This window comes from Luteimonas sp. KH_071, assembly GCF_057838005.1.
The window spans coordinates 983,376-1,008,454 of record NZ_CM174458.1; the positions used below are offsets into that span (position 1 = coordinate 983,376).

A 25,079-nucleotide genomic window follows, 5' to 3' on the forward strand; every position below is an offset into this window, starting at 1 on the left:
CACTGATACGCCGCCGGCCGCATCCGGCCGCGGCGCGAGACGGGATCCCGGAGGATCGTCATGAGCAGCATCGACTTCACCTCGTTCCTCAAGCTGATGGCCCATCAGAAGGCCTCGGATCTGTTCATCACGGCCGGCATGCCGCCGTCGATCAAGGTGCACGGCAAGATCTCGCCGATCACCCAGAACCCGCTGACGCCGCAGCAGGCGCGCGATCTGGTACTCAACGTGATGACCCCGCCGCAGCGCGAGGAATTCGAGAAGACCCACGAGTGCAACTTCGCGATCGGCGTCTCCGGCGTCGGCCGATTCCGCATCTCGTGCTTCTACCAGCGCAACCAGGTCGGCATGGTGCTGCGCCGGATCGAGACGCACATCCCGAGCGTGGAAGAGCTCAACCTGCCGCCGATCATCAAGACGCTGGCGATGACCAAGCGCGGCATCGTGATCTTCGTCGGCGCGACCGGTACGGGTAAATCGACGTCGCTGGCGGCGATGATCGGCTACCGCAACCAGAACTCGACCGGCCACATCATCACGATCGAGGACCCGATCGAATTCGTGCACAAGCACGCGGGCTGCATCATCACCCAGCGCGAAGTCGGTATCGACACCGACAGCTGGGACGCCGCGCTGAAGAACACGCTGCGCCAGGCGCCCGACGTGATCATGATCGGCGAGGTGCGCACGCGCGAGGGCATGGACCACGCGATCGCGTTCGCCGAAACCGGGCATCTGGTGCTGTGCACGCTGCACGCGAACAACGCCAACCAGGCGATGGACCGCATCATCAACTTCTTCCCCGAAGACCGCCGCAACCAGCTGCTGATGGATCTGTCGTTGAATCTCAAGGGCGTGGTCGCGCAGCAGCTGATCCCGACCCCCGACGGCAAGAGCCGGCGCGTGGCGATGGAGATCATGCTCGGCACGCCGCTGGTGCAGGACTACATCCGCGAAGGCGAGATCCACAAGCTCAAGGAGGTCATGAAGGAGTCGACCAACCTGGGCATGAAGACCTTCGACCAGGCGCTGTTCGAGCTCTACCAGGCCGGCGAGATCTCCTACGAGGACGCGCTGCGCTACGCCGACTCCGCGAACGAGGTGCGCCTGCGCATCAAGCTCGCCCAGGGCGGCGACGCGCGCACGCTGTCGCAGGGTCTCGATGGCGTCGAGGTGGCCGAGGTCCGCTGACCGACCGCATCCATCGCGCATGCCTCGACAGACGCCCCGCATTCGCGGGGCGTTCTGCTTTTTGCGGGTGCCCGCAACGCTGTGTTGCCACAGACCGTCACGCCGCAGCGCTATCGTGGCGCTGCCTTGTCGCCAAGTTGACTCCGTCCGGGAGACAATGAAGCGCATTCATTCACGAAGGAGATCGCTGATGGCCTACACCCTCCCCGAGCTGGGTTACGCGTACGACGCGCTCGAGCCGCACATCGATGCCAAGACGATGGAAATCCATCACACCAAGCATCACCAGACCTACATCAACAACGCCAACGCCGCGCTGGAAGGCACGCAGTGGGCGGACACGTCGGCTGAAGAACTGATCGCCGATCTCGACGCGCTGCCGGAGGACAAGCGCGGCCCGCTGCGCAACAACGCCGGCGGCCATGCCAACCATTCGCTGTTCTGGACCGTGATGTCGCCCAAGGGCGGCGGCAACCCGGTCGGCGATGTCGCCAAGCACATCGACAGTGATCTCGGCGGCTTCGACGCGTTCAAGGAAGCCTTCACCAAGGCCGCACTGACGCGCTTCGGCAGTGGCTGGGCCTGGCTGTCGGTCGACAAGGCGGGCACGCTCAAAGTCGAGAGCAGCGCCAACCAGGACAACCCCCTGATGAAGGGCATCGGCTCGGGCAATACCCCGATCCTCGGCCTCGACGTCTGGGAACACGCGTATTACCTGCACTACCAGAACCGTCGTCCCGACTACATCGCCGCGTTCTACAACGTGGTCGACTGGAATGAAGTCGAGCGTCGCTACCAGGAAGCGGTCAAGGGCTGAGCGTCCGCGCCCTGATGCAATCCCGTTCCGGCCGCGCAAGCGGCCGGAATGCTGTCGGATGATCGTTGTGGTCGATTCCGTTCTGCCCGCGGGCGTGAGCGCAAGAGCCTCGCATGGATCAGTTTCCTTCCCGCTGCGTGGGAAGGGGCCCGGCGGGCGGATGCAGCTGCTCTTGGGTACTTGCCTGTGGGCCCCAACCCTCACCCGACGCGCTGTGCGCGTCGACCCCGGATCAGGTCCGGGGCAGGCTCTTTCCCGAAGGAAGAGGCGCTCACCGCTTCGCAATTGCCGAACGCAGCGCGCACTTCGCGCATGCGGAGGCGGTGCTATCCGCGCTTCGCCTTCGCGATATCCCGCATCACCGGGCAATCCGCTCGATGCGCGCCGGGCAGGTAACCCAGACTCATCAGGAACTCGCCGGTGATCTCGCCACCGGTGAAGCGGAAGGTCTGCTTGAACAGCTTGACCCACGAGGCCTTGTCCCGCTGCGCGCCGTTCTCGGTCGCATGTGCGTCGAGCCATTGCACGAAGCCGCCGTGGCTGTCGCGCAGGCCCTGGATCACCTGCGCGTTGTGGATCGCGGCGTCGACCTTGAGCCGGTTGCGGATGATCGCCGCATCGCCGAGCAGACGCGCGCGATCGGCCTCGCCGTAGGCGGCGACCGCGTCGACATCGAAGCCGTCGTAGGCCGCGCGGAATCCATCGCGTTTGCGCAGGATGGTTTCCCAGCTCAGGCCCGCCTGGTTGATTTCCAGCAGCAGACGCTCGAACAACACCGCTTCCTCGCGCTGCGGAAAGCCGTACTCGGTGTCGTGGTAGGGGCCGTGGACCGGATGGCCGGGGGCGATGTCGCAGTAGCCGCTCATCGACGCAGCATAGAGCGCGGGGCGGACTGCCGCCATCGGGTGCGACCCGGGTTGCGGCATTCACGCAGCGGGGGTCACCATGCGCCGTCGCCCTTGCCGGATCCGTCGATGGAAATCGCCCACCGCCGCATTGCCACCGTGCACTTCACCCTGTCCGATGACACCGGCCAGCGCATCACCACCACCCGTGGCCATGATCCGCTGGTCTACATGCACGGCAACGGCTCGATCATCGTCGGGCTGGAAGACGCACTCGAAGGCCGGAAGGCCGGCGACACCTTCACCGTCGACATCCCGCCCGAGCGTGGATTCGGTCCACGCCACGACAGCCTCGTGCAGACCCTGCCGCGCACGATCTTCAACGGCAGCGCCACGCCTGCGGTCGGCGAGAAGCTGCGTGCGCAGACCGAAAAGGGGCCGCTGGATGTGATCGTGACGGCGCTGGACGACAGCCAGATCACTGTCGACGGCAACAATCCCCTGGCGGGTCGCGTACTGCGCGCCGACGTGGAAGTGATCGGTGTCCGCGTGGCGACACCCGACGAGCTCCAGTTCGGGCTCTAGCCGGAACGCCGGTCGGACGGCAGCGCACATCGGCATCGTTCAGTGCCGGTAGGGACTTGCGAAGCCACCCGCGCGACCCGCGTCTATCCGGTTGGCTAGAATGGACCCATGTCGTTCTTCGCCAATCACATGCTGGTCGCGCTGCCCGCTCTGCAGGATGCCCAGTTCGCGCGTGCAGTCGCGCTCATCTGCCAGCACGATGAGGACGGTGCGATGGGCGTGGTGATCAACCGCCCCTCGGAATACACCTTCGGCGAATTGCTCGAGCAGATGCACATCGTCCTGCGCGACGAGCGCCTGCGTGACCATCGCGTGCTGGCGGGTGGCCCGGTCCATCCCGAGCGCGGGTTCGTGCTGCACGACGGGCCGGGCGGCTGGGATTCGAGTCTGGAGATCAGCGAAGGTCTCCATGTGACCACCTCGCGTGACGTGCTCGAAGCGATGGCGGCGGGTGACGGGCCCGAACACGCCACGCTCGCACTCGGTTGCGCCGGTTGGGGCAAGGGGCAGCTGGAGCGCGAACTCACCGAACACAGCTGGCTGACCGTGCCGGCGGATCCGCAGCTGATTTTCGAGACCCCCATCGACGCGCGCTGGCAAGCTGCGGCGGGGCGCATCGGCGTCGACATGATGCATGTCGCCAGCCACAGCGGCCGCGCATGAACGATGCGGCGCCGCCCCTGATCCGCCGCGATGGCACCGTGCTGGGATTCGATGTCGGCGCGCGTCGCATCGGCGTTGCGGTGGGCAGTGCATTCGGGCATGGCGCACGCGCCCTCGCGGTGATCGACGTGCACGGCGAGCAGATCGACTGGCAGGCGGTCGATCGTCTGCAGAAGGAATGGCGCCCCGACGGCATGATCGTCGGCGATCCGCTGACGCTCGAGGGCGGTGACCAGCCGGCGCGCGTGCGGGCGCATGCGTTCGCGCGCGAGTTGCGCCTGCGCTACAAGCTGCCCGTGGTGCTGGTGGACGAACGCGCGAGCTCGATCGAAGCCGCGCAGCGCTTTGCGATCGATCGCGCGGAAGGCCGCCGCAAGCGGCGCGATGCAGCGGCGCTGGATGCGGTCGCGGCGGCGGTCATCGTCGAACGCTGGCTGGCCGCGCCAGACGACGCGACACCGGTCTGACACCGCCGCGAGGCGCCCGTCGAAGGCAGGGCGAGCGCCAACGCGACGATGGTGTAAGGATCTCCAGTGCGCACCCGTGATCGCAGCTCACGGACGTTCGCGCCCGACCTGGCACTCGCCGCACGCGCGTCGCTGCGGGACAATGCAGTTCCCGCCGCCGAATGTGCCCCGCGATGAACTCCGCTCCTGATGCCCAGATCGACGCGACCGGCCGCCTGCGCCACCTGCTGACGCTCGAAGGTCTGCCGCGCGCGACGCTCGAAGGCCTGCTCGCGCGTGCGCAGGCGATGGTCGACGCGGGAGAGGTCAACGCACGACTGGCCGGCATCGCGGTCTGCACGCTGTTCTTCGAACCCTCGACGCGCACGCGACTGAGCTTCCAGCGCGCCACGCAGCGCCTCGGTGCGGACGTGCTCGGTTTCGATGCGTCGACCTCGTCGACGACCAAGGGCGAGACCGCGCTCGACACCTTCCGCAACATCGAAGCGATGGGCGTGCGTGGGTTCGTCGTGCGGCATTCCGACGATGGCGCGGTCGCCGCGCTCGCATCGGCTGCCGCGCCCGGCACCGCGCTCATCAATGCCGGCGACGGCCGCAGCGCGCATCCCACCCAGGGCCTGCTCGACATGCTCACCCTGCAGCAGGCCAAGGGCACGGATTTCTCAAGTCTCAAGGTCGTCATCGTCGGGGATGTCCGGCATTCGCGCGTCGCGCGCAGCGATCTGCATGCACTGCGCACACTGGGCGCCGGCGAGATCCGCGTCTGCGGACCAGCCTCGTTGCTGCCCGATGCCGCGTTGCTGTCGGGTTGCACGGTCTCGCACGATCTCGATGCCGCGCTCGAAGGCGTCGACGCGGTGATGATGCTGCGGCTGCAGCGCGAGCGCATGGCCGAGGGGCTGGTCGATTCACTCGAGGATTACCACCGCGACTACGGCCTCGACGCGCGTCGTCTGCGCCGCGCCGCCGGCGATGCCGTCGTCCTGCATCCAGGGCCGATGAACCGCGGCGTCGAGATCGATGACGACGTCGCCGACGGCCCGCAATCACTGATCCTGCGCCAGGTCGGCAACGGCGTCGCCGCGCGCATGGCGGTGCTGGAAACGTTGCTCGGCTGAGCGGCCCGCCATGTCGCGAATCCGGTATGGTGCGGCGTCCCCACGCCGCGCCGCCCACACGATGTCTTCGAACGATCCGAACGCTTCCCTGCCGGCACAGGCTGCCGCCGCGCCTGCGCATGCACTGAGTCCCCGCCAGCTGGTGATGATGGGTCTGGGCAGCGCGATCGGCGCCGGCCTGTTCCTCGGTTCCGGCGTCGGTATCCAGACCGCAGGCCCCGCAGTGCTGGTGTCGTATCTGATCGCCGGCGCGCTGGTGATCGTGGTGATGCACGCGCTCGGCGAGATGGCGGCGGCCAAGCCGGCCAGCGGCGCGTTCTCGGTCTACGCGGCCGACGCGATGGGCCCGGTCGCCGGCGCGACGGTCGGCTGGCTGTGGTGGCTGCAGGTGGTGATCGTGATCGCGGCCGAAGCGGTCGGCGCGGCCGGATTGCTCGCGTCGATCTGGCCGTCGCTGTCGGTGCCCGGACTCTCGCTGTGTTTCATGATCGTCTTCACTGCGATCAACCTGCTGGGTGTGCGCAATTTCGGCGAATTCGAATTCTGGTTCGCGATCCTCAAGGTCATCGCGATCCTGGCCTTCATTGCGATCGGCATCGCGCTGATCGCGGGCTGGCTGCCCGCTGTGGCATCGCCGGGCCTGTCGAATCTGCTGGGTCCCGACGGCTTCGCGCCTCGCGGCTGGGCCGGCATCGGTGCGGCGTTGCTGGTCGTGGTGTTCGCGTTCGGCGGCACCGAGATCGTGGCGATCGCGGCGGCGGAAACCAACGACCCGGCGAAAAGCCTCGCGCGGGCGATCCGCACCGTCGCCTGGCGCATCCTAGTGTTCTATCTCGGTTCGATCGCCGTGATCGTCGCGGTGGTGCCGTGGAACAGCCCGGCGCTGGCCTCGCCGTTCGCCGCGGTGCTGGAGATCGCGCGGATTCCGGGCGCGGCGACCGCGATCACGCTGGTCGCGGTGATCGCATTGCTGTCGGCGCTCAATGCCAACCTCTACGGGGCGTCGCGGATGATCTGGTCGCTGGGCCGCCGCGGCGATGCACCGGCCATGCTCGGCCGCAGTGACCGCCGCAACGTACCGATCGCGGCGGTCTTCGCCAGCGTGAGTTTCGGGTTTGCCGCAGCCGCGCTGGAACTCGCGTTTCCGCAGCGGGTGTTGCCGCTGCTGCTGAGCGTCGTCGGCGCGACCTGTCTGCTGGTCTGGACGCTCGCATTGATCTCGCAGTTCATCCTGCGCCGCAGGGCCGATCGCGCGGGCACGCCGCTGCCGTTCCGCATGCGCGCGTTCCCGGTGCCGACGCTCGTCGCGCTGGCGGTGCTCGCGGTGATCTTCGCGATGCTGATCGCATCGCCCGATACACGCGCGCAGTTCCTGTCGATGGCCGCGCTGACGCTGGCCATCGCTGGACTCAATGCACTGGCGCAGCGCCTGCGTCGCGCGCCGCAAGCAGGCTGAGGCGGCTCAGCGCCGCTGCGCGAACAGCCAGGGCCACAGCGCCTCGGTACGATAGGCCGCATCCCAGCTGTTGTGGTTGGCATCGGGGAATTCGGTGTAGCGCACGTCGGCGCCGGCATCCCGCAACGCGGCATGCATGCGGCGCGACTGTTCCGGCGGCACCAGATCGTCGAGGGCACCGTGGAAGATCCAGCTCGGAATCGCGTGCAGTCGGCGCGCGGCCTCGGCAAACGGATCGGCTGCGGCGTGGGTGGATTCCACGTACAGACTGTCCAGATCGGGCCGCGTGCCCGGCGGGGTGATGCCGCCGCACACCGGCACCAGGGCGGCGAAGCGGGTGGGCTCGCGCAGCGCCAGCGACCAGGTGCCGTAACCGCCGCGCGACATGCCGGTCAGCGAGGTCCGGCTGCGGTCGCCGTCGAATTCGGCAGTCGCCGCATCGAGCGCTGCCAGTGCCATCGTCGCGGTGTCGCCTTCCCAGGATTCGCCTTCCGGCGATTGCGGGAACACCACCAGTGCCGGAAATTCCGCTGCGTGTGCGCGTACGTACGGTCCCAGACCGGACTGCGTCTGCTTCTCGCCGTCGTCACCGCGCTCGCCCGAGCCGTGCAGGAACAGCACCACCGGCAACGGGCGCGGCAGCTGCGCCGAGGGCACGAACACCTGATAGGCGTAACGGCGGCCGTTCGAGGTCAGCTCGCGCCGGACGAAGCGTCCTGGCGCCGAGCGCGATGCGGGCAGAGCGCTCACGCAGCCCGAGAGCATCGCGGCACCGCCGGCGAGGGCGAGGCCACGCAGCAATCGGCGGCGGGCGATGGAATGGGAGACGTTGGACATGCGATCACTCCGGAATGGATCAGGCGAAGGTCCACAGGCCCAGCGCCAGCAGGTGCAGGACGACCATCGCGAGGAACACCTTAAGGTAGGCGGGCTTGGCGCGTTTGTGGCGTAGCACCTGCTGCGCGAGTCCTGCGGCGGGCCAGCCGCCGAGCAGTTCGAGCAGATGCAGATGCGCCTCGGGCGTGCGCCAGCGGCTGTGGCGCGCGGCGTGCTTGTCGAACGCGTACGCGGCTGCAGTGAAAGCATTGAGGCCGGCCAGCACAGCCAGTGCGACGAGTGGAACTCGTCCGGAGACGACACCGCATCCGAGCAGTCCGCACCAGATGGCGATCGCGAACAGCAGTCCGCGCAGACTGCCGGCGGTTGCGGTTGCGGATGCCGGTGCACGCGCATCGCGCCGCTTCGACGTGGCGCGCGCAGAGCGGGCGGTCTGCGTCCCACCGACCGCGGCGACGCGCACCGCGCGCCAGCGTCCGTCAGCCTGACGCTCAGGCGTGTAGCGCACGCGTGCGCCGACGTCCGGGCGTGCGCCGCCGCGGTCGAAATCGCGGATATGGAAGAACAGGCGGTCCGGTCCACCTGCAGCGACCGCTTCGGGCGAGATGTAACCGAAGCCGCGGGCGTCGTCCCAGCGTTCGATCCGACCGAATCCGGCGTTCGCGCGCATGGCCGTCGCCTCAGCGCAGCATGATCGCGGTGGCGAGGCCGAGGAAGCTGAAGAACCCCACGATGTCGGTCACCGCGGTGACGACGACGGTGCCGGCGACGGCGGGATCGACACCCATGCGCTTGAGCAGCAGCGGCAGCAAGGTGCCGGCGAGGGCAGCCGAGCAGAAGTTGATGACCAGTGCCGCGAAGATCACCAGCGACAGCACCCAGTCGTGGAACCAGACCAGCGCCACGAGGCCGACCAGGCTGCCGATCAACAGGCCGTTGATCAGTGCGACGCGCAATTCCTTCCACAGCAGGATGCGTGCATTGCTCGCGCCGACCTGGCCCAGCGCGATGCCGCGCACCATCAGCGTGAGCACCTGCACCGCGGCATTGCCGCCGATGCCGGCCACGATCGGCATCAGCACCGCGAGCGCGACGATCTGCTCGATCGTCGCTTCGAAGCGGCCGATGACGAACGCGGCGAGGAACGCGGTGCACAGGTTGATGCCGAGCCATACGACGCGGCCGCGCACCGCACGTTTGATCGGCGAGAACAGATCCTCGTCTTCGTCGAGACCGGCGGCGGACAGCGCCTGGTGCTCGGCCTGCTCGCGGATGATGTCGATCACGTCATCGACCGTGATGCGGCCGAGCAGGATGTTGCCGTCGTCGACGACCGGCGCCGAGACCCAGTCGTTGTCGGAGAACTGGCGCGCGACCTCTTCAGCCGATTCGGCGACGTGGATCGAGTCGAGCTCGTCGTCGATCAGTTTGTTGATCGGCGTGCCGGGCTCGCGGGTCACCAGGTCCTGCAGCGCGACCCAGCCCGCCAGCTGATGGCGGCGGTTGACGACGTACAGGTGGTCGGTGTGCTCGGGCAGTTCGCCGCGCAGGCGCAGGAAGCGCAGCACCACGTCGACGGTCGTGTCGGCGCGCACGGTCACCACGTCGGGGTTCATCAGACGACCCGCGGTGTCTTCGGGATACGACAGCACCTGCTCGAGACGCTCGCGGTTCTCACGGTCCATCGCCCGCAGCACTTCGTCGATCACCGCATCGGGCAGATCCTCGACCAGATCGGCGAGATCGTCGATGTCGAGATCCTCGACCGCGGCGACCAGCTCGTCGGCATCCATGTCCGCGATCAGGCTTTCGCGCACCTCGTCGCCGACGTGGACCAGCACCTCACCGTCGTCTTCGGGATCGACGAGACCCCACACGACCATGCGCTTGTCGTGCGGCAACGATTCGAGGAGATTGCCGATCTCGGCCGGCGCGAGGGTGTTGACCAGCCGGCGCACCGGTCCGAGTCGACCGCTGTCGAGTGCATCGGACAGCAGACGCAGCTGACGCGCGGTCTTGTCGGGGCGGACGGCTTCGGCCATTGAGAGCTCCGTTGCGCGTCGCGACAGTCTCGGCGCGACAGGGGTCAGATGTGCATCGCGGCATTATCCGGGAAAGCGCACGCGTTACGCCATCGTCCATGCGTCACGGGGCAGGTGGGCTTCATGCGATCGACGCGTTTGCCACGCGCGGGCGACGGAACACAGTGGTTTCGGACCGCGACAGTCCGTGGGCGGACTCAGTCCCCCGCGTGCACCGGCTGTGCCGCATCGAGCCAGCGTTCGATACCCGCACGGTCGCGTGCGCGCAGCAGCGCGGGCGCGCGGGCGCGCAGATGGCCGAGGTCGAGGGCGCGGATCGCGCGTCGCACTTCGAGCAGCGGCGACGGATGCAGGCTCAGCTCCTCGATGCCGAGCGCGAGCAGCAGCGGCGTGAAGCGGGCATCGCCGGCGATCTCGCCGCAGATCGACGCCGGCATACCGCGAGCCCGGGCGACGCGCACGACACTGTGCACCAGACGCAACACGGCAGGGTGCAAGGGCGAATACAGATCGCCCAGCGCGTCGTTGTTGCGGTCCGCCGCCAGCAGGTACTGCACGAGATCGTTGGTGCCGATCGAGATGAAGTCGAGATCGCGGGCGAACGTCGGTAGCGCGATCGCCGCGGACGGCACCTCGATCATCGCGCCGAGTGCGATGCGGGCAGCCGTCTCCTGACCCTCGCGCGCAAGGTCCTTGAGCACGCGCGTGAGCAGTTGCCGCACCGCGACGACCTCCTCGCGGCCGCTGACCATGGGCACGAGGATCCGCACCGGGCCATAACCGGACGCGCGTGCGATCGCGCGCAGCTGGGTTTCCAGCAGACCGGTGCGTGCCATCGACAGGCGCACGCCGCGCAAGCCGAGGGCTGGGTTGGGTTCGTTGCGCAGGGCGAGGCCGCTGTTGTCGGCCTTGTCGGCGCCGATGTCGAGCGTGCGGATCGTGACGGTCCGCCCGGTCATGCCGAGCACGAGGTCGCGATAGGCGCGGAACTGCGCATCCTCGTCCGGGATCTCGCGACCCTGCAGGAACAGGAATTCGGTGCGGTACAGGCCGATGCCGGCCGCGCCGAGCGCATGCGCCTCGGCGACGTCCTCACGCGATTCGGCATTGGCGTAGAGGCGGATGTCGACGCCGTCGAGGGTCTTGCTGGGCTCACGGCGCAGGCGACGCAACTGTTTGCGCTCGCGCTTCTCCTCGCGCAGCCGCGCGCGATAGACACGCAGGTCGGCCGGACCGGGCTCGATGACGATCTCGCCGGTGCCACCGTCGATGACCAGCACGTCGCCGTCGTTGACTGCACCCAGCGCCTGCGGCGCGTTGACGATCAACGGCAGGTGCAGGCTGCGGGCGAGGATCGCCGAATGCGACAGCATGCTGCCGCCCGAGGTCACGATGCCGAGCACGCCCTGCGCATGCAGTTGGCCGATCTCCGAAGGCGCGATCGCATCGGTGACCAGGATTTCGCCGGCGACGCCCTGCAGCTCCGCCTCGTGGTCGTGCAGCGCGGCGTGCACGCGACCGATGACGTGATCGATGTCCTCGATGCGGCTGCGGAAGTAGGCATCGTCCATGCCCTCGAAGACCGCCGCGAGCCGGTCGCGTTGAAGGCGCAGTGCGTAGTCGGCGCCATAGAGTCCGGACCGGACGAGCTCGTCGAGTCCCTGCAGCAGTTCGGGATCCTCGAGTAACAGGGTATGCAGATCGAGGAATTCGCCGACCTCGTGGGCGAGCGCGCCGTGCAGCTGGTCGCGCATCCCGCGGATTTCGCCGCGCACCTGTTCGATCGCGGCATGCAGTCGTGCCAGTTCGGCCTCGGCTTCACCCGGTGCGATGCGCGCCTCGGCGACTTCCAGCGCATGCGGCTCGCGCACGCGCGCCCGGCCGAGCGCGCTGCCGCGGGAGGCACCCTGTCCGTGGAGCGCCTGCCGCATCAGCCCTCCTCGTCGAATCTGCGCTCGAACAGCGCGGCAGCAGCCTCCATTGCAGCGGCTTCGTCCTCGCCATCGACGCGCAACACGACCTGGGTGCCGTGTCCGGCGGCCAGCAACATCACGCCCATGATGCTCTTGGCGTTGACCTCGCGGCCCTTGGCGACCAGCGTGGCATTGCAGCGGAAACCCGACAGCGCCTGCACGAGCTTGGCGGTCGCACGGGCGTGCAGGCCCAGCTTGTTGGCGACGAGCAGTTCGCGTTCGATCATCGGGAAGCAATCCTGGTACAGCGCGGGGGAAAGAGGGGAAAGCGGTGCGGCTCAGGCATCGTCGAGCAGGACGCCGTTGCGGGCACCCGCAGTGGCCGTCGCCGGCAGGTCGTCGAGCGCCTGCTCAGGATAGTTCATGACCCGCAGCAGCATGGGCAGGCTCAAGCCCGATACGCGACGGGCCGGGGTGCCCAGGCGCGCCAGCTGCGCGGCGAGGTTGCTCGGACTGGCGCCGTAGAGATCGGTGAGGATCAGGACACCGTCGCCGCCATCGACACGCCGCATCGCCGCGCTCGCGCGTGGCAGGGCCGCATCGGGGTCCTCGTCGAACGGCATCTCGAACACGTCCGTCTTCAACGGAAGCTGCTGCATCAGACGGGTCGCGACCGCGAGCATCGCGGAACCGATTCCCTCGTGGGTCAATAGAAGTACGCCGACGGCCATCGGTGGACGTTAGCAGAGCAGGGGGATCGCCCGGAAGCGTCGCGCACGCGATGCTGCATCCGCCCGCGCCGATGCGGCGCGATCACCGGTCTCAGTCGAGTTCGCGATGGTAGGTCGCGACGTCGCGCCAGCCCTGTTCGCGGGCATGCCGCGCCAGCGTCTCCGCCAGATACACCGACCGGTGGCGTCCGCCGCTGCAGCCGAAAGCCACCGTGACGTAGCTGCGCGTATGGCTGCGCAGCCGCGGCAGCCAGTTATCGAGGAACTGCGAGACCTGGCCGATGAAGTCGCCGACGTCCTCCTGTCCTTCGAACCAGGTACGCACGTCGGCATCGCGTCCCGACAGCGGTCGCATGCGCGGATCCCAGTGTGGATTGGGCAGCATCCGCGCGTCGAACACGAAATCGGCATCCGCCGGTACGCCTCGCCGGTAGGCGAAGGACTCGAACAGCAGCGAGACCGCCTGGTCCTGGGCGAGGTCGAGCTCGGTGACCACCCGGCGTCGCAGCTGGTGGACATTGAGATCGCTGGTGTCGATGACGGTGTCGGCGAGGCTGCGCAGCGGCCGCAGAAGATTGCGTTCCAGCGCGATGGCGTCGGCCAGCGACAGGCCCACCCGGCTCAGCGGGTGGCGACGCCGGGTATCGGCGAACCGCCGCAACAACACCTCGTTGCCGGTTTCGAAGAACACCAGCCGCGGGTCCAGCCCCATCGCGCCGACATCCGACAACCAGCCGGGCACCTTCGACAGGTCGGTGTGGCGGTTGCGCACGTCGATCCCGACCGCCAGTCGCCTCGGCGGGTCGTCGGCGCGCGTGAGGTTGGCGACGAAGTCGGCGAGCATGCCCGCGGGCAGGTTGTCCACGCAGTAGAAATCGAGATCCTCGAACGTGCGCAGCGCGACCGACTTGCCGCTGCCCGACAGGCCGCTGACGACGTAGAACAGCGGCGGCGTGGTCTCGGCCATCAGATGCCCCGCTCCAGAAACTGCGAATGCCGGGCGAGAAAGGCCGCGGCGGGGTCGAGTCCCTTGGTCCGCAGGATATGGATGCGGGTGGCCGCCTCGGCGAGCACCGCAAGGTTGCGGCCGGGCATCACCGGCAGCGTGATCAGCGGCACGTCGAGATCGAGCACGCGGCGCACACCCAGGTCGCCGGTCAGGCGCACCATGCCGTCGCCATCGCCGGCCATGGTGTCGGCGTTGGGCCGGCTGAGGTGGATGATCAGCCGCAGGTATTTGTTCCGCTTCACCGCGGTGTCGCCGAACATCTCACGGATGTTGAACACACCCAGGCCACGCAGCTCCAGCAGATCCTGCAGCAGTTCTGGACAGGTGCCGTCGAGCACGTCGGGCGCGATCTGGGTGAACTCCGGCGCATCGTCGGCGACGAGACGGTGGCCGCGGGTGATCAGCTCCAGCGCCAGCTCACTCTTGCCCGAGCCCGACTCCCCGGTGATCAGCACGCCGATGGAATACACCTCCATGAAAACGCCATGCAGGGTGATACGTGGCGCGAGTTGCCGGGCGAGGTGGTACTGGAACAGGTTCAGCAGTTCGTGGCCGCGATTGGGCGACGTCCACAGCGGCGTCTGCGATTCGTCGGCCGCTTCACGCAGGTCCTCGGGACAGGGCTGGTCCTTGCTGATCACCAGCGCGAGCGGACGGTACTGCATGACGCGTTCGATCGTTTCCCAGCGCAGGCGCGAGTCCAGGCTGTCGAGCCAGGCCAGCTCCTCGGTTCCGAGGATCTGCACCTTGTTGGGATAGATGATGTTGAGGTAGCCGGCCAGCGACGGCCGGCGCGCGATCGTATCCACCGACTCGAGCACCTTGCGACCGCCGTGCTGGCCGGCCAGCCAGCGCAGGCCGAGGCGTTCGTGCAGCTGCGCGAACAGCTCCTGGGCCTGGATGCTCGCGTTCACGCGCGGGCCGCTTCGGTGTCGGCGAGCGGCGCGGCATCGAGCAGGAGGCTGCGGAGCCTGGCCAGGTCACGGGCGGTCCGCAGGTCGTCACGGAAATCGGCGTTGGAGAAGTGCTCGACCAGACCGGCGAGCGTCTGCAAATGCTGTTCGACCTGGTGATCGGGCACGCACATCGCGAACACGAGATCGACCGGCTGGCCGTCGGCGGCGTTGAAATCGATGGGATGCGAGAGCCGGAGGAACGCGGCGCGCGGTTCACGGAATGCAGTGCTGCGTGCGTGCGGAATCGCGACGCCGCGACCGATGCCGGTGCTGCCCAGTTGCTCGCGTTCGCGCAGTGCGTGGCTTAGCAACGGAGTCAGCGTCGGAGAATTGCCGGCAAGCAGCCGCGCGGCGGAGTCCAGAACGACATCGCGAGAGCCGGGTGCGACCAGCATCACGATGCGGTCGGCCGAGAGCAGATCGGAAAAGGACATGCCGCGCGGTGCCCCGAAGGCAATTCGTGGGAGCAGCAGCCTAGCCGAAAGTGCCGTCGCGTGCAGGGTTCTCGCCGCGATGGTGGTCGACGATCTTCTTGCGGTGCTTGACCAGCAGACGGTCGACCTTGTCGGCGAGCTGGTCGATCGCAGCGTACATGTCGGCCGCCGTCGCATCGGCGTGCAAGGTCTTGCCGGCGATGATGGCGGTGGCCTCGGCCTTGTGGAGCAGCTTTTCGACACTCAGTTGGACACGGACGTGCAGCGGCTGATCAAAGTGCTTGGCCAGCTTCTGGAACTTGGTGTCCACGTGGTCTCGCAGCGCGGGTGTCACCTCGAGCTGGTGGCCATGGGTCTCGACATGCATCGGCAACCTCCTTCAACGGTTCGGGAAGGACCCGTCCGCGATCGACGCGGGCGATCGGGTCCAGAGTAGCGCGACCGGGGCGCGGTGCAAGCACCGTCGGTCACGTCTCTGGGACCACCGTAGGGAACCGGAAGTTCAGGCGATGCGAACACGCTCGTGCGACGAGACGATGTGCAGCGCTTCGCGGTATTTCGCCACCGTGCGGCGCGCCACAGGCACGCCTGCGGCTTTGAGCAGTTCGGCCAGACGGGCGTCCGACAACGGCTTGCGCGGATCCTCTGCGTCGACCAGGCTGCGGATCATCTGCTGGATCGCGGTGCTCGAGGCCTCGCCGCCGCCTTCGGTGCCGACGCCGGAATCGAAGAAGTCCTTCAGCGACAGCGTGCCGCGTGGCGTGTGCACCCACTTGCGCGCGACCGCCCGCGACACGGTGGATTCGTGCATGCCGATTTCCTCCGCCACTTCGCGCAGGGTCAGTGGGCGCAGTGCACGCTTGCCGAACTCGAGAAAGCCCGACTGCTGCCGGACCAGGCAGCGCACGACCTTGAGCAGGGTCTCGCCACGTGCTTCGATGTTCTTGAGCAGCCAGCGCGCTTCCTGCAGGCGGCCTTTGAGATACCCGGCATCACTGGCGCCCGCGTGCTGGATCATCTGCTCGTATCCGCGATGGATGGTCACACGTGGGAAATGCGAACCGGCGAGCGTGACCCGCCACACGCCGTTCTGGCGCGCGATCACGCAATCGGGGGTGACGTAGTTGTCGTGGGGCACGTTGCCGATCTGCGCCCCGGGGCGCGGGTCGAGGCTGCGCAGCAGCTGCAGCGCGGTCGCGGCTTCCCCGGCGGTGCAGCCCAGCGCGTCGGCGAGACCCGGTGCACCGAGTTTTGGCAGGCGTTCGATATGGTCGCGCGCGGCCAGCAGCGCAACTGCGCGTCCGGGCGTGTCGACATGCAGCGGTTCGAGCTGCAGACGCAGGCATTCGCGGAGATCGCGTGCGCCCACGCCGACCGGATCGAAACGCTGCACCCGGCACAGCACCGCGGCGACCTCGGCAGTGGTGGCGCGCGTCTCGGGCAGCAGCGCCGCGACGATGTCGTCCAGCGATTCCCGCAGATAGCCGTCGTCGTCGATTGCGTCGATCAGGGCGACGCCGATATTGCGGTCGCGCGCGGACATCGTGCTCAGATGCAGCTGCCAGGACAGGTGGTCCTGCAGACTCTCGGACTGGATCATGCGGTCGGCGGCATCACCGTCACCGTCGCTGTCGCCGGTGCCCTGTCCGCCGCCGCTGCCGCGCTCGTTCCAGCCATCGTCGCCGTCCCATGCGGCCGCGGGTTCGCCGTCGCCGTCGCGCCGGCTGTCGTCGTGGTCCTGGCGGCTGTCGCCCTGGTCCTGCGCGCTGCCACGTTCGGACAGCGGCTGCGCGGAGATCGACTCGGGTTCTTCCCAGTCGAGCAGCGGATTGCTCTCGACCGCGGTGGTGATCTCGGTTTCCAGTTCCACCGACGACAACTGGAGCAGATGCAACGCCTGACGCAACTGCGGCGTCAGAACGAGGTGTTGCCCCAGCGATGTCTGCAGACGTGGCTTCATCGGATCCGGAACTCCCTGACCGGATGCGTGCGCCGGCTACAGACGGAAGGATTCCCCCAGGTAGACACGACGCACGTCGGGATTGGCCAGCAGTGCTTCCGGAGCTCCCTGCGCGAGCACGCCGCCGTCGCTGAGGATATACGCACGGTCACAGATCCCCAAGGTCTCACGGACGTTGTGGTCGGTGATCAGCACGCCGATTCCGCGTTGCTTGAGATGGGTGACGATGCGCTGGATCTCGCCGACCGAAATCGGATCGACGCCGGCAAAGGGCTCGTCGAGCAGCATCATGCGCGGATTCGCAGCCAGTGCGCGGGCGATCTCGACCCGGCGCCGCTCGCCGCCCGACAGACTGGCGCCGGCTTGGTCGGCGACGTGGGTGATCTGGAGTTCGTCCATCAGGTCGGCGAGCGCCTTCTGGCGGCCGGCCTTGTCGAGATCCTCGCGCAGTTCCAGCACCAGCATGATGTTGTCGGCCACGCTGAGCTTGCGGAACACCGAAGGCTCCTGCGGCAGGTAGCCGACACCGCGCTTGGCGCGCGTGTACATCGGCTCGGCGGTGATGTCGTGGCCATCGAGCACGATGCGTCCCGCATCGGCCGGCACCAGACCGACGATCATGTAGAAGCAGGTGGTCTTGCCGGCGCCATTGGGGCCGAGCAGGCCGACGACCTCGCCGGATTCGAGCGTCAACCCGAAGTCCTTGACGATCTCGCGCTGCTTGTAGCTCTTGCGCAGACCTTCGGCGACGAGCATCAGCGGCCGCCCTGCGCCGCAGGCGCCGGCGACTGGGCGGGGGTCTGGTTGCGCGGCTGGAACTGCATGCGCACGCGACCCTGGCCTTCGCCGCCGCCCTGCACGCGGCCGGTCGACATGTTGTAGACGATGCGCTGGCCTTCGATCTTGCCCTGCCCCGGCTGGTTGACGACGGCGTTGCCGGTCAGCACGACGGTGTCGCTGGTCATGCTGTAGTCGGCCTGGGCGGCAGTCGCGTCGACCCAGCCGCCATCGTCCATCTGCTGCTTCAGCTTCACCGGTCCGCCGTTGAGAATCACGCGCTGGAATTCGCCGTTGCTGCGGCGCAGATCGGCACGCGTGGCCTGGATCTCGAGCGTGCCCTGGGTGATCGTGACGCCGCTGGTGAGCAGGCAGGGCAACCGCTCGTCGCTGACCGAGCAGTCACTGGAGCCGGCATCGACATCGATCGGCTGGTTGCGGTCCGACGCCTTCGCCAGCACGGCGGTGGGCAGTGCGAACGCAGCGATCAGCAGCAGGCTAGCGGCGGGAGTTCGGTTCATTGCGGAATTTCACCTTGGAAAGGAGCTCGATCCGTCCCGAATCGAGGTCGGCACGCATGCCGGTGCCCTGCATTGTAGAACCGGGCTGTTCGACGTCGACCAGCGCGTCGGAGGTGGCCTGGTTGCGTTGCGGAAAGACATTCATGGCCTCGGTGCGCATGCGGGTCGGGCGCGGACTGCCCTCCGGGCTGTCGGCGGTGACGTCGCCGCGCAACCGCACTTCCTCGTTGTCCTCGGACACCCAGCCGGTCTGCGAGCGGATTTCCCAGCGACCGTCGCCTTCCTTCTCGGGCACATGGAACAGCGGCGTCACCAGTTCGAGCGTGCGTGCACCGGGCGTCTGCTGCATTTCGGGCGCCTGCAGCGAGAACGCCTCGCGGCCTTCGTTGTCGAGCGCGACGATGTCGAAGTCGCGCAGCAGATAGTCGGTGCGGCCGTCGGCAGGATCCTCGGCAACGATGGTGTCCTTCTGCCGCCACGCCGACCAGCCCGAGATCAGAGCGCCGAGCAGCAGCGCGACGGTCAAGGTCAGACGCCAGTTCACGAGACCCGTCCATCGGCATGGATGCCGGCCAGGCGACCCTGCGCGTGCAGGATCAGATCGCACAGTTCACGCCCGGCGCCGCGACCACCGTTGGCACGCGTGCGCCAGTGGGCGCTGTCGCCGGCGCAGGCGTGCGCATCGGCAGGCGACACGGCGAAGCCGACCGCGCGCATCGCACCGACGTCGGCCAGGTCGTCGCCCATGAAGGCCACATTCTCCAGCGTGATCCCCAGTGAAGCGCAGAGCGATTCGACCCGCTCGCGTTTGTCGGCCACGTGCACATGCGCCTCGACGCCGAGATCTTCGGCGCGGCGCTCGACGATGCCGCCCTTGCGTGCGGTCACCAGCGCGACCGCGATGCCGGCCTTGCGCAGCAGCACCAGGCCCTGGCCATCGTGGACGTGGAAGGTCTTGATCTCGCGACCGTCGCTGTCGAAGCCCAGGCTGCCGTCGGTCAGGGTGCCGTCGACGTCGAAGCACGCGAGGCGCACGCGGGCCGCGCGGGCGAGGATCGCGTCGGAGACATCGGCGAAGGGGGCGGGGGCGTCGGGCATGGTTTCGAAAGTATCGGGCATTGAATGAATGGGCGCCGGCTCAGACCACGCGGGCGCGCAACAGGTCCTGGATGTTCAGGGCGCCGACCACGCGGCGGTCGCCATCGACGACCGGCAGCATGGTGATCTTGCGGGTTTCCATCAAACGCGCCGCCTCGACCGCGAGGGCATCGGCGGCGATCGCGATCGGGTCGCGGGTCATCACGTCGGCGATGCGCGCATCGCGCACGTCGATGGCCGGATCGGTCAGCGTGCGGCGCAGATCGCCATCGGTGTAGAGGCCGATCAGACGCTGGGCGTCGTCGACGACCACGGTCATGCCCAGGCGCTTGCGGCTCATTTCCAGCAGTGCATCGGCCAGTGAGGCCTCCGCGGTCACGGTGGGAATCTCGCCGCCGCCGTGCATCACATCACGGATATGCAGCAGCAGGCGTCGGCCGAGCGCGCCGGCCGGGTGCGAGCGGGCGAAGTCGTCGGCGGTGAAGCCGCGCGCTTCCAGCAGCGCGACTGCCAGCGCGTCGCCCATCGCAATGGATGCGGTCGTGCTGGCGGTCGGTGCCAGCGCCAACGGACAGGCTTCGGCCGGCACACTGATGTCGAGATGGATGTCGGCGGCGGCGGCCATCGTCGAGTTCGCCCGGCCGGTCACCGCGATCAGCGCATTGCCCTGGCGCTTGAGCACCGGCAGCAGCATCAGGATCTCGTCGGACTCGCCCGAATACGACAGCGCCAGCACGACGTCCGCGTCGGTGATCATGCCGAGGTCGCCGTGGCCGGCTTCGCCCGGATGCACGTAGAAGGCCGGAGTGCCGGTCGAGGCCAGTGTCGCGGCGATCTTGCGGGCCACGTGGCCGGACTTGCCCATGCCCATGCAGACCACGCGGCCGCGGCATTCGAGGATGCGCGCGCAAGCCGCCGAGAACTCGCCATCGAGTCGCGCTGCCACCGCCTGCAGACCTTCGACCTCCACCGCGAAGACGCGGCGTCCGCTGGCAGCGAAATCGGACCTGCCGACGGCAACGTCACGGGGGTGGTCGACCATATCCGGCACAGGGCTTTTCCGTTAGGCTAAGCCGTTCATTTTATGCGCTTTCCGGCGTGAATGCCCCGCGACAGGCGGCGTCGGCGATGACGGCTCATCCGCGCTTCACGCAGCGGGCGCAGCGACGTTCACGGCCCGGCAGCGCGGCCACAGGACCCGATTCTTGGATACCCAGACCATCACCGACCTCATCCAGCAGGGTCTGCCCGACGCCGTGGTACACGTGCAGGGCGACGACGGCGTGCATTTCGAGGCGCTGGTCGTCTCACCCGCGTTCGCCGGCAAGCTGCCGCTGGCGCGTCACCGCATGGTCTACGCGACGCTCGGCGCGCTGATGGGCCGCGAAATCCACGCGCTGGCCCTCAACACGAAGACGCCTGACGAGCACGCGGCCGCCACCGGCGCAGGGCAGGGTTGATGGACAAGATCATCGTCACCGGCGGCGCCACGCTGCAGGGCGAGGTGCGCATTTCCGGCGCCAAGAACGCCGTGCTGCCGATCCTGTGCGCCACCCTGCTCGCCGATGCGCCGGTCGAAGTCACCAACGTGCCGCACCTGCACGATGTGCTGACGACGATCAAACTGCTGTCGGGTCTCGGCGCCGGCGTCGAACACGACGTCGAGAACGGGCGCGTGACCGTCGATCCGCGCAGCGTCACCAGCCATGTCGCGCCCTACGAGCTGGTGCGCACGATGCGCGCGTCGATCCTCGTGCTCGGCCCGCTGCTGGCCAAGTACGGCGCCGCCGAAGTGTCGCTGCCCGGTGGCTGCGCGATCGGTGCGCGCCCGGTGGACCTGCACATCAAGGCGCTCGAAGCCCTGGGCGCGACGATCACTGTCGAACACGGTTTCATCCGCGCACACGCCGAGCGTCTGCGTGGTGGCCACGTGGTGTTCGAAACGATCAGCGTGGGCGCGACCGAAAACGTGCTGATGGCGGCGACGCTCGCCGACGGCACGACGCTGATCGACAACGCCGCACGCGAACCGGAGATCGTCGATCTCGCCGAATGCCTGATCGCGATGGGCGCCGACATCCGCGGCGCCGGCACCTCGCGCATCGAAGTGCGCGGCGTCGAGCGTCTGCACGGCGCCACGCATGCCGTCGTCGCCGATCGCATCGAGACCGGCACCTTTCTCGTCGCCGCTGCGATGACCGGTGGCCGGGTGACCGCGGTCGGCGCGCGTCCGGACACGCTGGGCGCGGTGATCGAACGCCTGCGCCAGGCTGGTGCGACGGTCGAGATCGATGGCGATCGCGTCACCGTGGACATGCAGGGTCGGCGCCCACGCGCGATCGACATCATCACCGCGCCGCATCCCGGTTTTCCGACCGACATGCAGGCGCAGTTCATGGCGATGAACTGCATCGCGGAGGGCACCGGCACCATCGACGAGACGATCTTCGAAAACCGTTTCATGCACGTCAGCGAGCTGATGCGCCTGGGCGCGGAGATCGACATCGACGGTCCACGCGCGAGCGTGCACGGCGTCGAACGCCTCAGCGGCGCGCCGGTGATGGCGACCGATCTGCGCGCGTCCGCATCGCTGATCCTGGCCGGTCTGGTGGCCGACGGCGACACGACGATCGACCGCATCTACCACCTCGATCGCGGCTACGAGCACATCGAACGCAAGCTCTCCGGTCTCGGCGCGCGCATCCGGCGGGTGAAGTAGGTCATGGCGTTCAAGGGCCGGTTGTCGAACCGCCGCATCGCGGTGTTCGCGACGATGGCGGTGCTGCTGCTCGCACTGGGCTGGATGCGCTACACCAATGCCGCCGCGCTCAGCGGCATGCCGTTCAAGGAAATGGACTGGAACGAAGACGGCGCGCTCACCCGCAGCGAAGTGCTGCAGGGGTTCTTCACCGTCACCGCAGTGCGGACCCGGGAAGGCAACCGCAGTTGCGTCGATTACCGTCGTCGCGGCTCGTCCGACTCGATCCGGGTGGAGTGCAGGACCGAAACCGCGCAGTGAGGGCACGGCGCAAGCCGGCCCAAAAAAAGGCCCCGCAGTGCGGGGCCTTTTGCATGGTGCGATGCGCGCGGATCAGTTGACCGACTGCAGGCGCATGTCGATGTGGTCCTTGCCGTCGCGACGCTGCAGCAGGCGTGCCGGCACGGGCATGTCGTCGACGATCCACGCGATGATCTCGCGGCGGCCGTCGGTACGCACGACCTTGGTGGCCTGCATCGAACGACCGCCGACGGTCACCTGCTCGGTGCCCTGGCGTTCGAACAGCTGGCGCTTGGCACGGCCATCCTCGACCAGGCGGTAGCGCAGCGGCGACTTGCCCGCCTGCACGTCGCGCACCAGCACGAGGTTCATCAGCATGCCGTCGAGGTCACCGGCCTGCAGCTTCACCGGCCCGCTCTGGCCGTCGCGCACGTCACCGGCGAAGCGGGCTTCGCCCGAATTCCAGTCGTAGGTGGTATTGAGTTCGCGGTTCTTCATCAGCATCGCCGCAAGGCCGGATTCGCCACGCTGCGAGTCGCTGCTCGACACCGGGCGCCACTGCTCGCCGTTGGCTTCGAAGGTCGTCGTCTGTTCCAGCCGCGCGCCGGCTCCCGCGACCTGCAGGCCGTATTTCCAGCGATTGCCGCCTTCCTGCGCGAGATTCATGTTCGCCTGCGCGCGCATGCCCATGTAGTTGGCCTGGTAGGTCGCGGTGAACGGCTCGATCGCCAGCGCGGGGAGCGCAGCGAAGGCCAGCAATGCGGCGCCGGTGGCGGTGCGCAGTCGGGTCATGGGGGCTCGTGTCTTCATCATGGTGCTCCTTGGTATTCGACCAGGCGCAGATCGACCGCGTCCTCGCCATTTTCGCGTTGCAGGATCCGGACCGGCGTCGGCACGCCATCCGCAACCCAGATGATCATCTCGTCGTTGCCGCCGTTGGTTCGTGAAACGCGCAACGCTGAATAACTGATTTCGCCGACCTGTACGAGTTCGGGTTCGGGCGCCGCCTGGTAGGCGTACTGGCGCACGCGACCACCATCGACGAACCGGTACTGCAGCGCCGCGTTCGGCGCGGCGTCACGTATCACTGCCAGATTGATCAGCAGCGCGCTCATGTCGCCGGGCTGCAGCGTGACCGGGTCACGGCGGCGCTTGCTCAGATCTCCGGTCCAGCGCGCGACGTTGTTGGACCAGTCGTAGACACCTTCGACCTTGCGGTTGAAGAACACCGCGGCCTTGCGCGTGGTGCTCTGGCGCAGCGGGCGATAGACGGTGCCGACGACATCGAACACCGTGTCCTGCTCCAGATTCAGACCCAGGATGCCGGCGAAGCCGCGGTTGCCGCGGATGCCCAGATCCACCTGCCACCGCGCGCCCTGCGGTTGCAGGCGCATCGTCGCCGTGCCGGCCTGCTTGCCCTGGTACCAGGCATCGTAGGTCGCGACGAACGGTTCCAGCCCGGCACCGCGCGCGGCCGTGGGCCACGCGACGATCAGCAGGGCGGTCGCGAACAGGGAGAGGAGGGCGCGCATAGGACGGGCATCATGCGAAGCGGTCGGTGGCTGCCAGCTGAAGCGGCGCGGGGACGCGTTCGCCGTCGACATGAACACCGTCTTCATGCAGCCGGATGCGGCCGGCGGCGATCCAGCGCAGCGTCTCCAGCAGCAGAGGATGCTCCCGGTCCAGCACGCGTGCCGACAGCGTCGCGGCATCGTCGCCAGGCAGCACCGGCACCCGCGCCTGCGCGATGACCGGGCCGCCGTCGAGTTCGGCGGTCACGTAGTGCACGCTGGCGCCGTGTTCCGGCACGCCGGCATCGAGCGCGCGCTGGTGCGTGTGCAGGCCCTTGAAGTCGGGCAGCAGCGAGGGGTGGATGTTGATCATCCTGCCGGTGCGCGCGGCCATCACCTCGGCGCCGATCAGGCGCATGTAGCCGGCGCAGACGATCAGATCCGGCGCCTCGGCATCGAGCGCGCCGAACAGCGCGGCATCGTGTGCGACGCGGTCGGCGAAGTCGCGCGGACGGATCGCGTGGGCCTGCAGGCCGGCATTCCGGGCGCGTACGAGCGCCTGCGCGTCCTTGCGGTCCGACCAGGCGCCGATCACTTCGGCATCGAGGGTGCCAGCCGCGATCGCATCGAGGATCGCCTGCAGATTGCTGCCGCGGCCCGAAGCCAGGACGGCCAGTCGCAAGGTCATCGGTGTGCGCCCGCGGTGTCGAACAGGGCGTGCGTCTCGGGGCGCTGCAGGATCACCAGCGTCGCAATGCCCAGCGCGGTGCCCAGCGGCACATGCAGGCAAAGCAGCGCGGCGACGACATTGCACAGGCCCGGGCGGGTGTGTCGCAGCAGATGCAGGCCGGACCAGATGCACAAGACGCCGCCGATCAGCGCGCCGAGCGTCAGCACCGCGAAGACCGCGATCGTCGCTTTGCCGACGGGATCGGCGAAGCCTTCGGCGGCTTCCTGGGTAAAACCGAACACCAGAATGACGCCGAGGATGACCGCGCCTGCGAGGGACAGCGCGCCGAGGATGTGATGCAGCACACCGAGCGTGCGAAGCTGTCCGGACGCCACGGCAGATGGCACCGGCACGCGCCGCGCCGGCGATGCGGTCGCCGGCGGCGCGTATGGAGACGCGGGTTCGGGTCCGGCCGACACG

General features: G+C 68.1%; 31 protein-coding genes. 10 read left to right on the forward strand and 21 right to left on the reverse strand.

Annotated elements, in window-relative coordinates:
• The first annotated feature begins 60 nt into the window (after positions 1–60).
• Both AC3IRM_RS04495 and AC3IRM_RS04500 read left to right on the forward strand, forming a co-directional pair.
• Positions 61–1,191: a PilT/PilU family type 4a pilus ATPase gene (locus AC3IRM_RS04495; RefSeq protein ID WP_489205055.1), complete on the forward strand. Its 1,131-nt coding sequence runs from the start codon at positions 61–63 to the stop codon at positions 1,189–1,191.
• A gap of 190 nt (positions 1,192–1,381) precedes the next feature.
• The gene (locus AC3IRM_RS04500) at positions 1,382–2,008 is read left to right on the forward strand and encodes a superoxide dismutase (RefSeq protein ID WP_489205056.1); all 627 of its coding nucleotides are present in this window, start codon (positions 1,382–1,384) and stop codon (positions 2,006–2,008) included.
• 326 nt (positions 2,009–2,334) lie between these two features.
• Here AC3IRM_RS04500 and AC3IRM_RS04505 read toward each other — a convergent pair whose 3' ends face one another.
• Positions 2,335–2,874: a DNA-3-methyladenine glycosylase I gene (locus AC3IRM_RS04505; RefSeq protein WP_489205836.1), complete on the reverse strand. Its 540-nt coding sequence runs from the start codon at positions 2,872–2,874 to the stop codon at positions 2,335–2,337.
• Between the two features lie 108 nt (positions 2,875–2,982).
• Between AC3IRM_RS04505 and AC3IRM_RS04510 the strand changes: the two genes are divergently transcribed.
• The 5 genes from AC3IRM_RS04510 (at position 2,983) to AC3IRM_RS04530 (ending at position 7,142) form a co-directional block, all read left to right on the forward strand.
• Complete coding sequence (locus AC3IRM_RS04510; protein ID WP_489205057.1) at positions 2,983–3,438, forward strand: FKBP-type peptidyl-prolyl cis-trans isomerase; 456 nt, start codon at positions 2,983–2,985, stop codon at positions 3,436–3,438.
• Between the two features lie 108 nt (positions 3,439–3,546).
• Positions 3,547–4,101 carry a YqgE/AlgH family protein gene (locus AC3IRM_RS04515; protein ID WP_489205058.1) on the forward strand — a complete coding sequence of 185 codons (555 nt, stop codon included), beginning with the start codon at positions 3,547–3,549 and terminating at the stop codon, positions 4,099–4,101.
• Positions 4,098–4,568: a Holliday junction resolvase RuvX gene (ruvX, locus tag AC3IRM_RS04520; protein ID WP_489205059.1), complete on the forward strand. Its 471-nt coding sequence runs from the start codon at positions 4,098–4,100 to the stop codon at positions 4,566–4,568. Before AC3IRM_RS04515 ends, ruvX begins: the two co-directional genes overlap by 4 nt.
• A 173-nt stretch (positions 4,569–4,741) precedes the next feature.
• The gene (locus AC3IRM_RS04525) at positions 4,742–5,686 is read left to right on the forward strand and encodes an aspartate carbamoyltransferase catalytic subunit (RefSeq protein ID WP_489205060.1); all 945 of its coding nucleotides are present in this window, start codon (positions 4,742–4,744) and stop codon (positions 5,684–5,686) included.
• 61 nt (positions 5,687–5,747) lie between these two features.
• Positions 5,748–7,142, forward strand: coding sequence for an amino acid permease (locus AC3IRM_RS04530; protein ID WP_489205061.1), 1,395 nt, complete (start codon positions 5,748–5,750; stop codon positions 7,140–7,142).
• A 6-nt stretch (positions 7,143–7,148) separates the two neighbouring features.
• On the opposite strand, the gene AC3IRM_RS04535 is transcribed toward AC3IRM_RS04530, so the two are convergent.
• The 16 genes from AC3IRM_RS04535 to AC3IRM_RS04610 form a co-directional block, all read right to left on the reverse strand.
• A complete protein-coding gene (locus AC3IRM_RS04535; RefSeq protein ID WP_489205062.1) occupies positions 7,149–7,979 on the reverse strand; it encodes a carboxylesterase family protein in 831 nt (276 codons plus the stop codon).
• A gap of 19 nt (positions 7,980–7,998) precedes the next feature.
• On the reverse strand, positions 7,999–8,649 hold the full coding sequence (locus AC3IRM_RS04540) for a DUF1294 domain-containing protein (RefSeq protein ID WP_489205063.1): 651 nt from the start codon (positions 8,647–8,649) through the stop codon (positions 7,999–8,001).
• Between the two features lie 10 nt (positions 8,650–8,659).
• On the reverse strand, positions 8,660–10,021 hold the full coding sequence (gene mgtE, locus AC3IRM_RS04545; RefSeq protein WP_489205064.1) for a magnesium transporter: 1,362 nt from the start codon (positions 10,019–10,021) through the stop codon (positions 8,660–8,662).
• 197 nt (positions 10,022–10,218) lie between these two features.
• Positions 10,219–11,952: a phosphoenolpyruvate--protein phosphotransferase gene (gene ptsP / locus AC3IRM_RS04550; RefSeq protein ID WP_489205065.1), complete on the reverse strand. Its 1,734-nt coding sequence runs from the start codon at positions 11,950–11,952 to the stop codon at positions 10,219–10,221.
• Positions 11,952–12,221 (reverse strand): HPr family phosphocarrier protein, encoded by a 270-nt coding sequence (locus AC3IRM_RS04555; RefSeq protein WP_310236856.1) that lies wholly within the window; start codon positions 12,219–12,221, stop codon positions 11,952–11,954. Before AC3IRM_RS04555 ends, ptsP begins: the two co-directional genes overlap by 1 nt.
• Positions 12,222–12,272: 51 nt before the next feature.
• On the reverse strand, positions 12,273–12,665 hold the full coding sequence (locus AC3IRM_RS04560) for a PTS sugar transporter subunit IIA (protein WP_489205066.1): 393 nt from the start codon (positions 12,663–12,665) through the stop codon (positions 12,273–12,275).
• Positions 12,666–12,756: 91 nt separating this feature from the next.
• Entirely contained in the window at positions 12,757–13,632 is an 876-nt protein-coding gene (gene rapZ / locus AC3IRM_RS04565; RefSeq protein ID WP_489205067.1) for an RNase adapter RapZ, read from the reverse strand.
• Positions 13,632–14,588, reverse strand: a complete 957-nt coding sequence (gene hprK, locus AC3IRM_RS04570; RefSeq protein WP_489205068.1) for an HPr(Ser) kinase/phosphatase — start codon at positions 14,586–14,588, stop codon at positions 13,632–13,634. Before hprK ends, rapZ begins: the two co-directional genes overlap by 1 nt.
• Positions 14,585–15,064, reverse strand: coding sequence for a PTS sugar transporter subunit IIA (locus tag AC3IRM_RS04575; RefSeq protein ID WP_489205069.1), 480 nt, complete (start codon positions 15,062–15,064; stop codon positions 14,585–14,587). The genes hprK and AC3IRM_RS04575 overlap by 4 nt, the downstream gene beginning before the upstream one ends.
• Before the next feature lie 40 nt (positions 15,065–15,104).
• Complete coding sequence (gene hpf, locus AC3IRM_RS04580; protein ID WP_489205070.1) at positions 15,105–15,431, reverse strand: ribosome hibernation-promoting factor, HPF/YfiA family; 327 nt, start codon at positions 15,429–15,431, stop codon at positions 15,105–15,107.
• 135 nt (positions 15,432–15,566) lie between these two features.
• Positions 15,567–17,024: an RNA polymerase factor sigma-54 gene (locus AC3IRM_RS04585; protein ID WP_489205071.1), complete on the reverse strand. Its 1,458-nt coding sequence runs from the start codon at positions 17,022–17,024 to the stop codon at positions 15,567–15,569.
• 36 nt (positions 17,025–17,060) lie between these two features.
• Positions 17,061–17,780, reverse strand: coding sequence for an LPS export ABC transporter ATP-binding protein (gene lptB / locus AC3IRM_RS04590; protein WP_489205072.1), 720 nt, complete (start codon positions 17,778–17,780; stop codon positions 17,061–17,063).
• Complete coding sequence (gene lptA, locus AC3IRM_RS04595; protein ID WP_489205073.1) at positions 17,780–18,322, reverse strand: lipopolysaccharide transport periplasmic protein LptA; 543 nt, start codon at positions 18,320–18,322, stop codon at positions 17,780–17,782. Before lptA ends, lptB begins: the two co-directional genes overlap by 1 nt.
• Positions 18,300–18,866 (reverse strand): LPS export ABC transporter periplasmic protein LptC, encoded by a 567-nt coding sequence (gene lptC / locus AC3IRM_RS04600; RefSeq protein WP_489205074.1) that lies wholly within the window; start codon positions 18,864–18,866, stop codon positions 18,300–18,302. The genes lptA and lptC overlap by 23 nt, the downstream gene beginning before the upstream one ends.
• Positions 18,863–19,420, reverse strand: a complete 558-nt coding sequence (locus tag AC3IRM_RS04605) for a KdsC family phosphatase (protein WP_489205075.1) — start codon at positions 19,418–19,420, stop codon at positions 18,863–18,865. The genes lptC and AC3IRM_RS04605 overlap by 4 nt, the downstream gene beginning before the upstream one ends.
• A 40-nt stretch (positions 19,421–19,460) precedes the next feature.
• Positions 19,461–20,462: a KpsF/GutQ family sugar-phosphate isomerase gene (locus tag AC3IRM_RS04610; RefSeq protein ID WP_489205076.1), complete on the reverse strand. Its 1,002-nt coding sequence runs from the start codon at positions 20,460–20,462 to the stop codon at positions 19,461–19,463.
• A gap of 163 nt (positions 20,463–20,625) precedes the next feature.
• On the opposite strand from AC3IRM_RS04610, the gene AC3IRM_RS04615 reads away from it, so the two are divergent.
• The 3 genes from AC3IRM_RS04615 to AC3IRM_RS04625 are packed head-to-tail and all read left to right on the forward strand — an operon-like array spanning position 20,626 to position 22,439.
• Positions 20,626–20,880 carry a BolA family protein gene (locus tag AC3IRM_RS04615; protein ID WP_310151052.1) on the forward strand — a complete coding sequence of 85 codons (255 nt, stop codon included), beginning with the start codon at positions 20,626–20,628 and terminating at the stop codon, positions 20,878–20,880.
• Entirely contained in the window at positions 20,880–22,139 is a 1,260-nt protein-coding gene (murA, locus tag AC3IRM_RS04620) for a UDP-N-acetylglucosamine 1-carboxyvinyltransferase (RefSeq protein WP_489205077.1), read from the forward strand. The genes AC3IRM_RS04615 and murA overlap by 1 nt, the downstream gene beginning before the upstream one ends.
• A 3-nt stretch (positions 22,140–22,142) precedes the next feature.
• On the forward strand, positions 22,143–22,439 hold the full coding sequence (locus AC3IRM_RS04625; RefSeq protein WP_489205078.1) for a hypothetical protein: 297 nt from the start codon (positions 22,143–22,145) through the stop codon (positions 22,437–22,439).
• A 72-nt stretch (positions 22,440–22,511) separates the two neighbouring features.
• Here AC3IRM_RS04625 and AC3IRM_RS04630 read toward each other — a convergent pair whose 3' ends face one another.
• From AC3IRM_RS04630 to AC3IRM_RS04645, 4 genes are read right to left on the reverse strand one after another with little or no spacing between them, the layout of a single operon-like run.
• Positions 22,512–23,210 carry a DUF3108 domain-containing protein gene (locus tag AC3IRM_RS04630; protein WP_489205079.1) on the reverse strand — a complete coding sequence of 233 codons (699 nt, stop codon included), beginning with the start codon at positions 23,208–23,210 and terminating at the stop codon, positions 22,512–22,514.
• Positions 23,211–23,227: 17 nt separating this feature from the next.
• Positions 23,228–24,037, reverse strand: coding sequence for a DUF3108 domain-containing protein (locus tag AC3IRM_RS04635; protein WP_489205080.1), 810 nt, complete (start codon positions 24,035–24,037; stop codon positions 23,228–23,230).
• Positions 23,961–24,617, reverse strand: coding sequence for a phosphoribosylglycinamide formyltransferase (gene purN, locus AC3IRM_RS04640; protein WP_489205081.1), 657 nt, complete (start codon positions 24,615–24,617; stop codon positions 23,961–23,963). The genes AC3IRM_RS04635 and purN overlap by 77 nt, the downstream gene beginning before the upstream one ends.
• Positions 24,614–25,078, reverse strand: a complete 465-nt coding sequence (locus AC3IRM_RS04645) for a hypothetical protein (RefSeq protein WP_489205082.1) — start codon at positions 25,076–25,078, stop codon at positions 24,614–24,616. Before AC3IRM_RS04645 ends, purN begins: the two co-directional genes overlap by 4 nt.
• Position 25,079 lies beyond the last annotated feature (1 nt).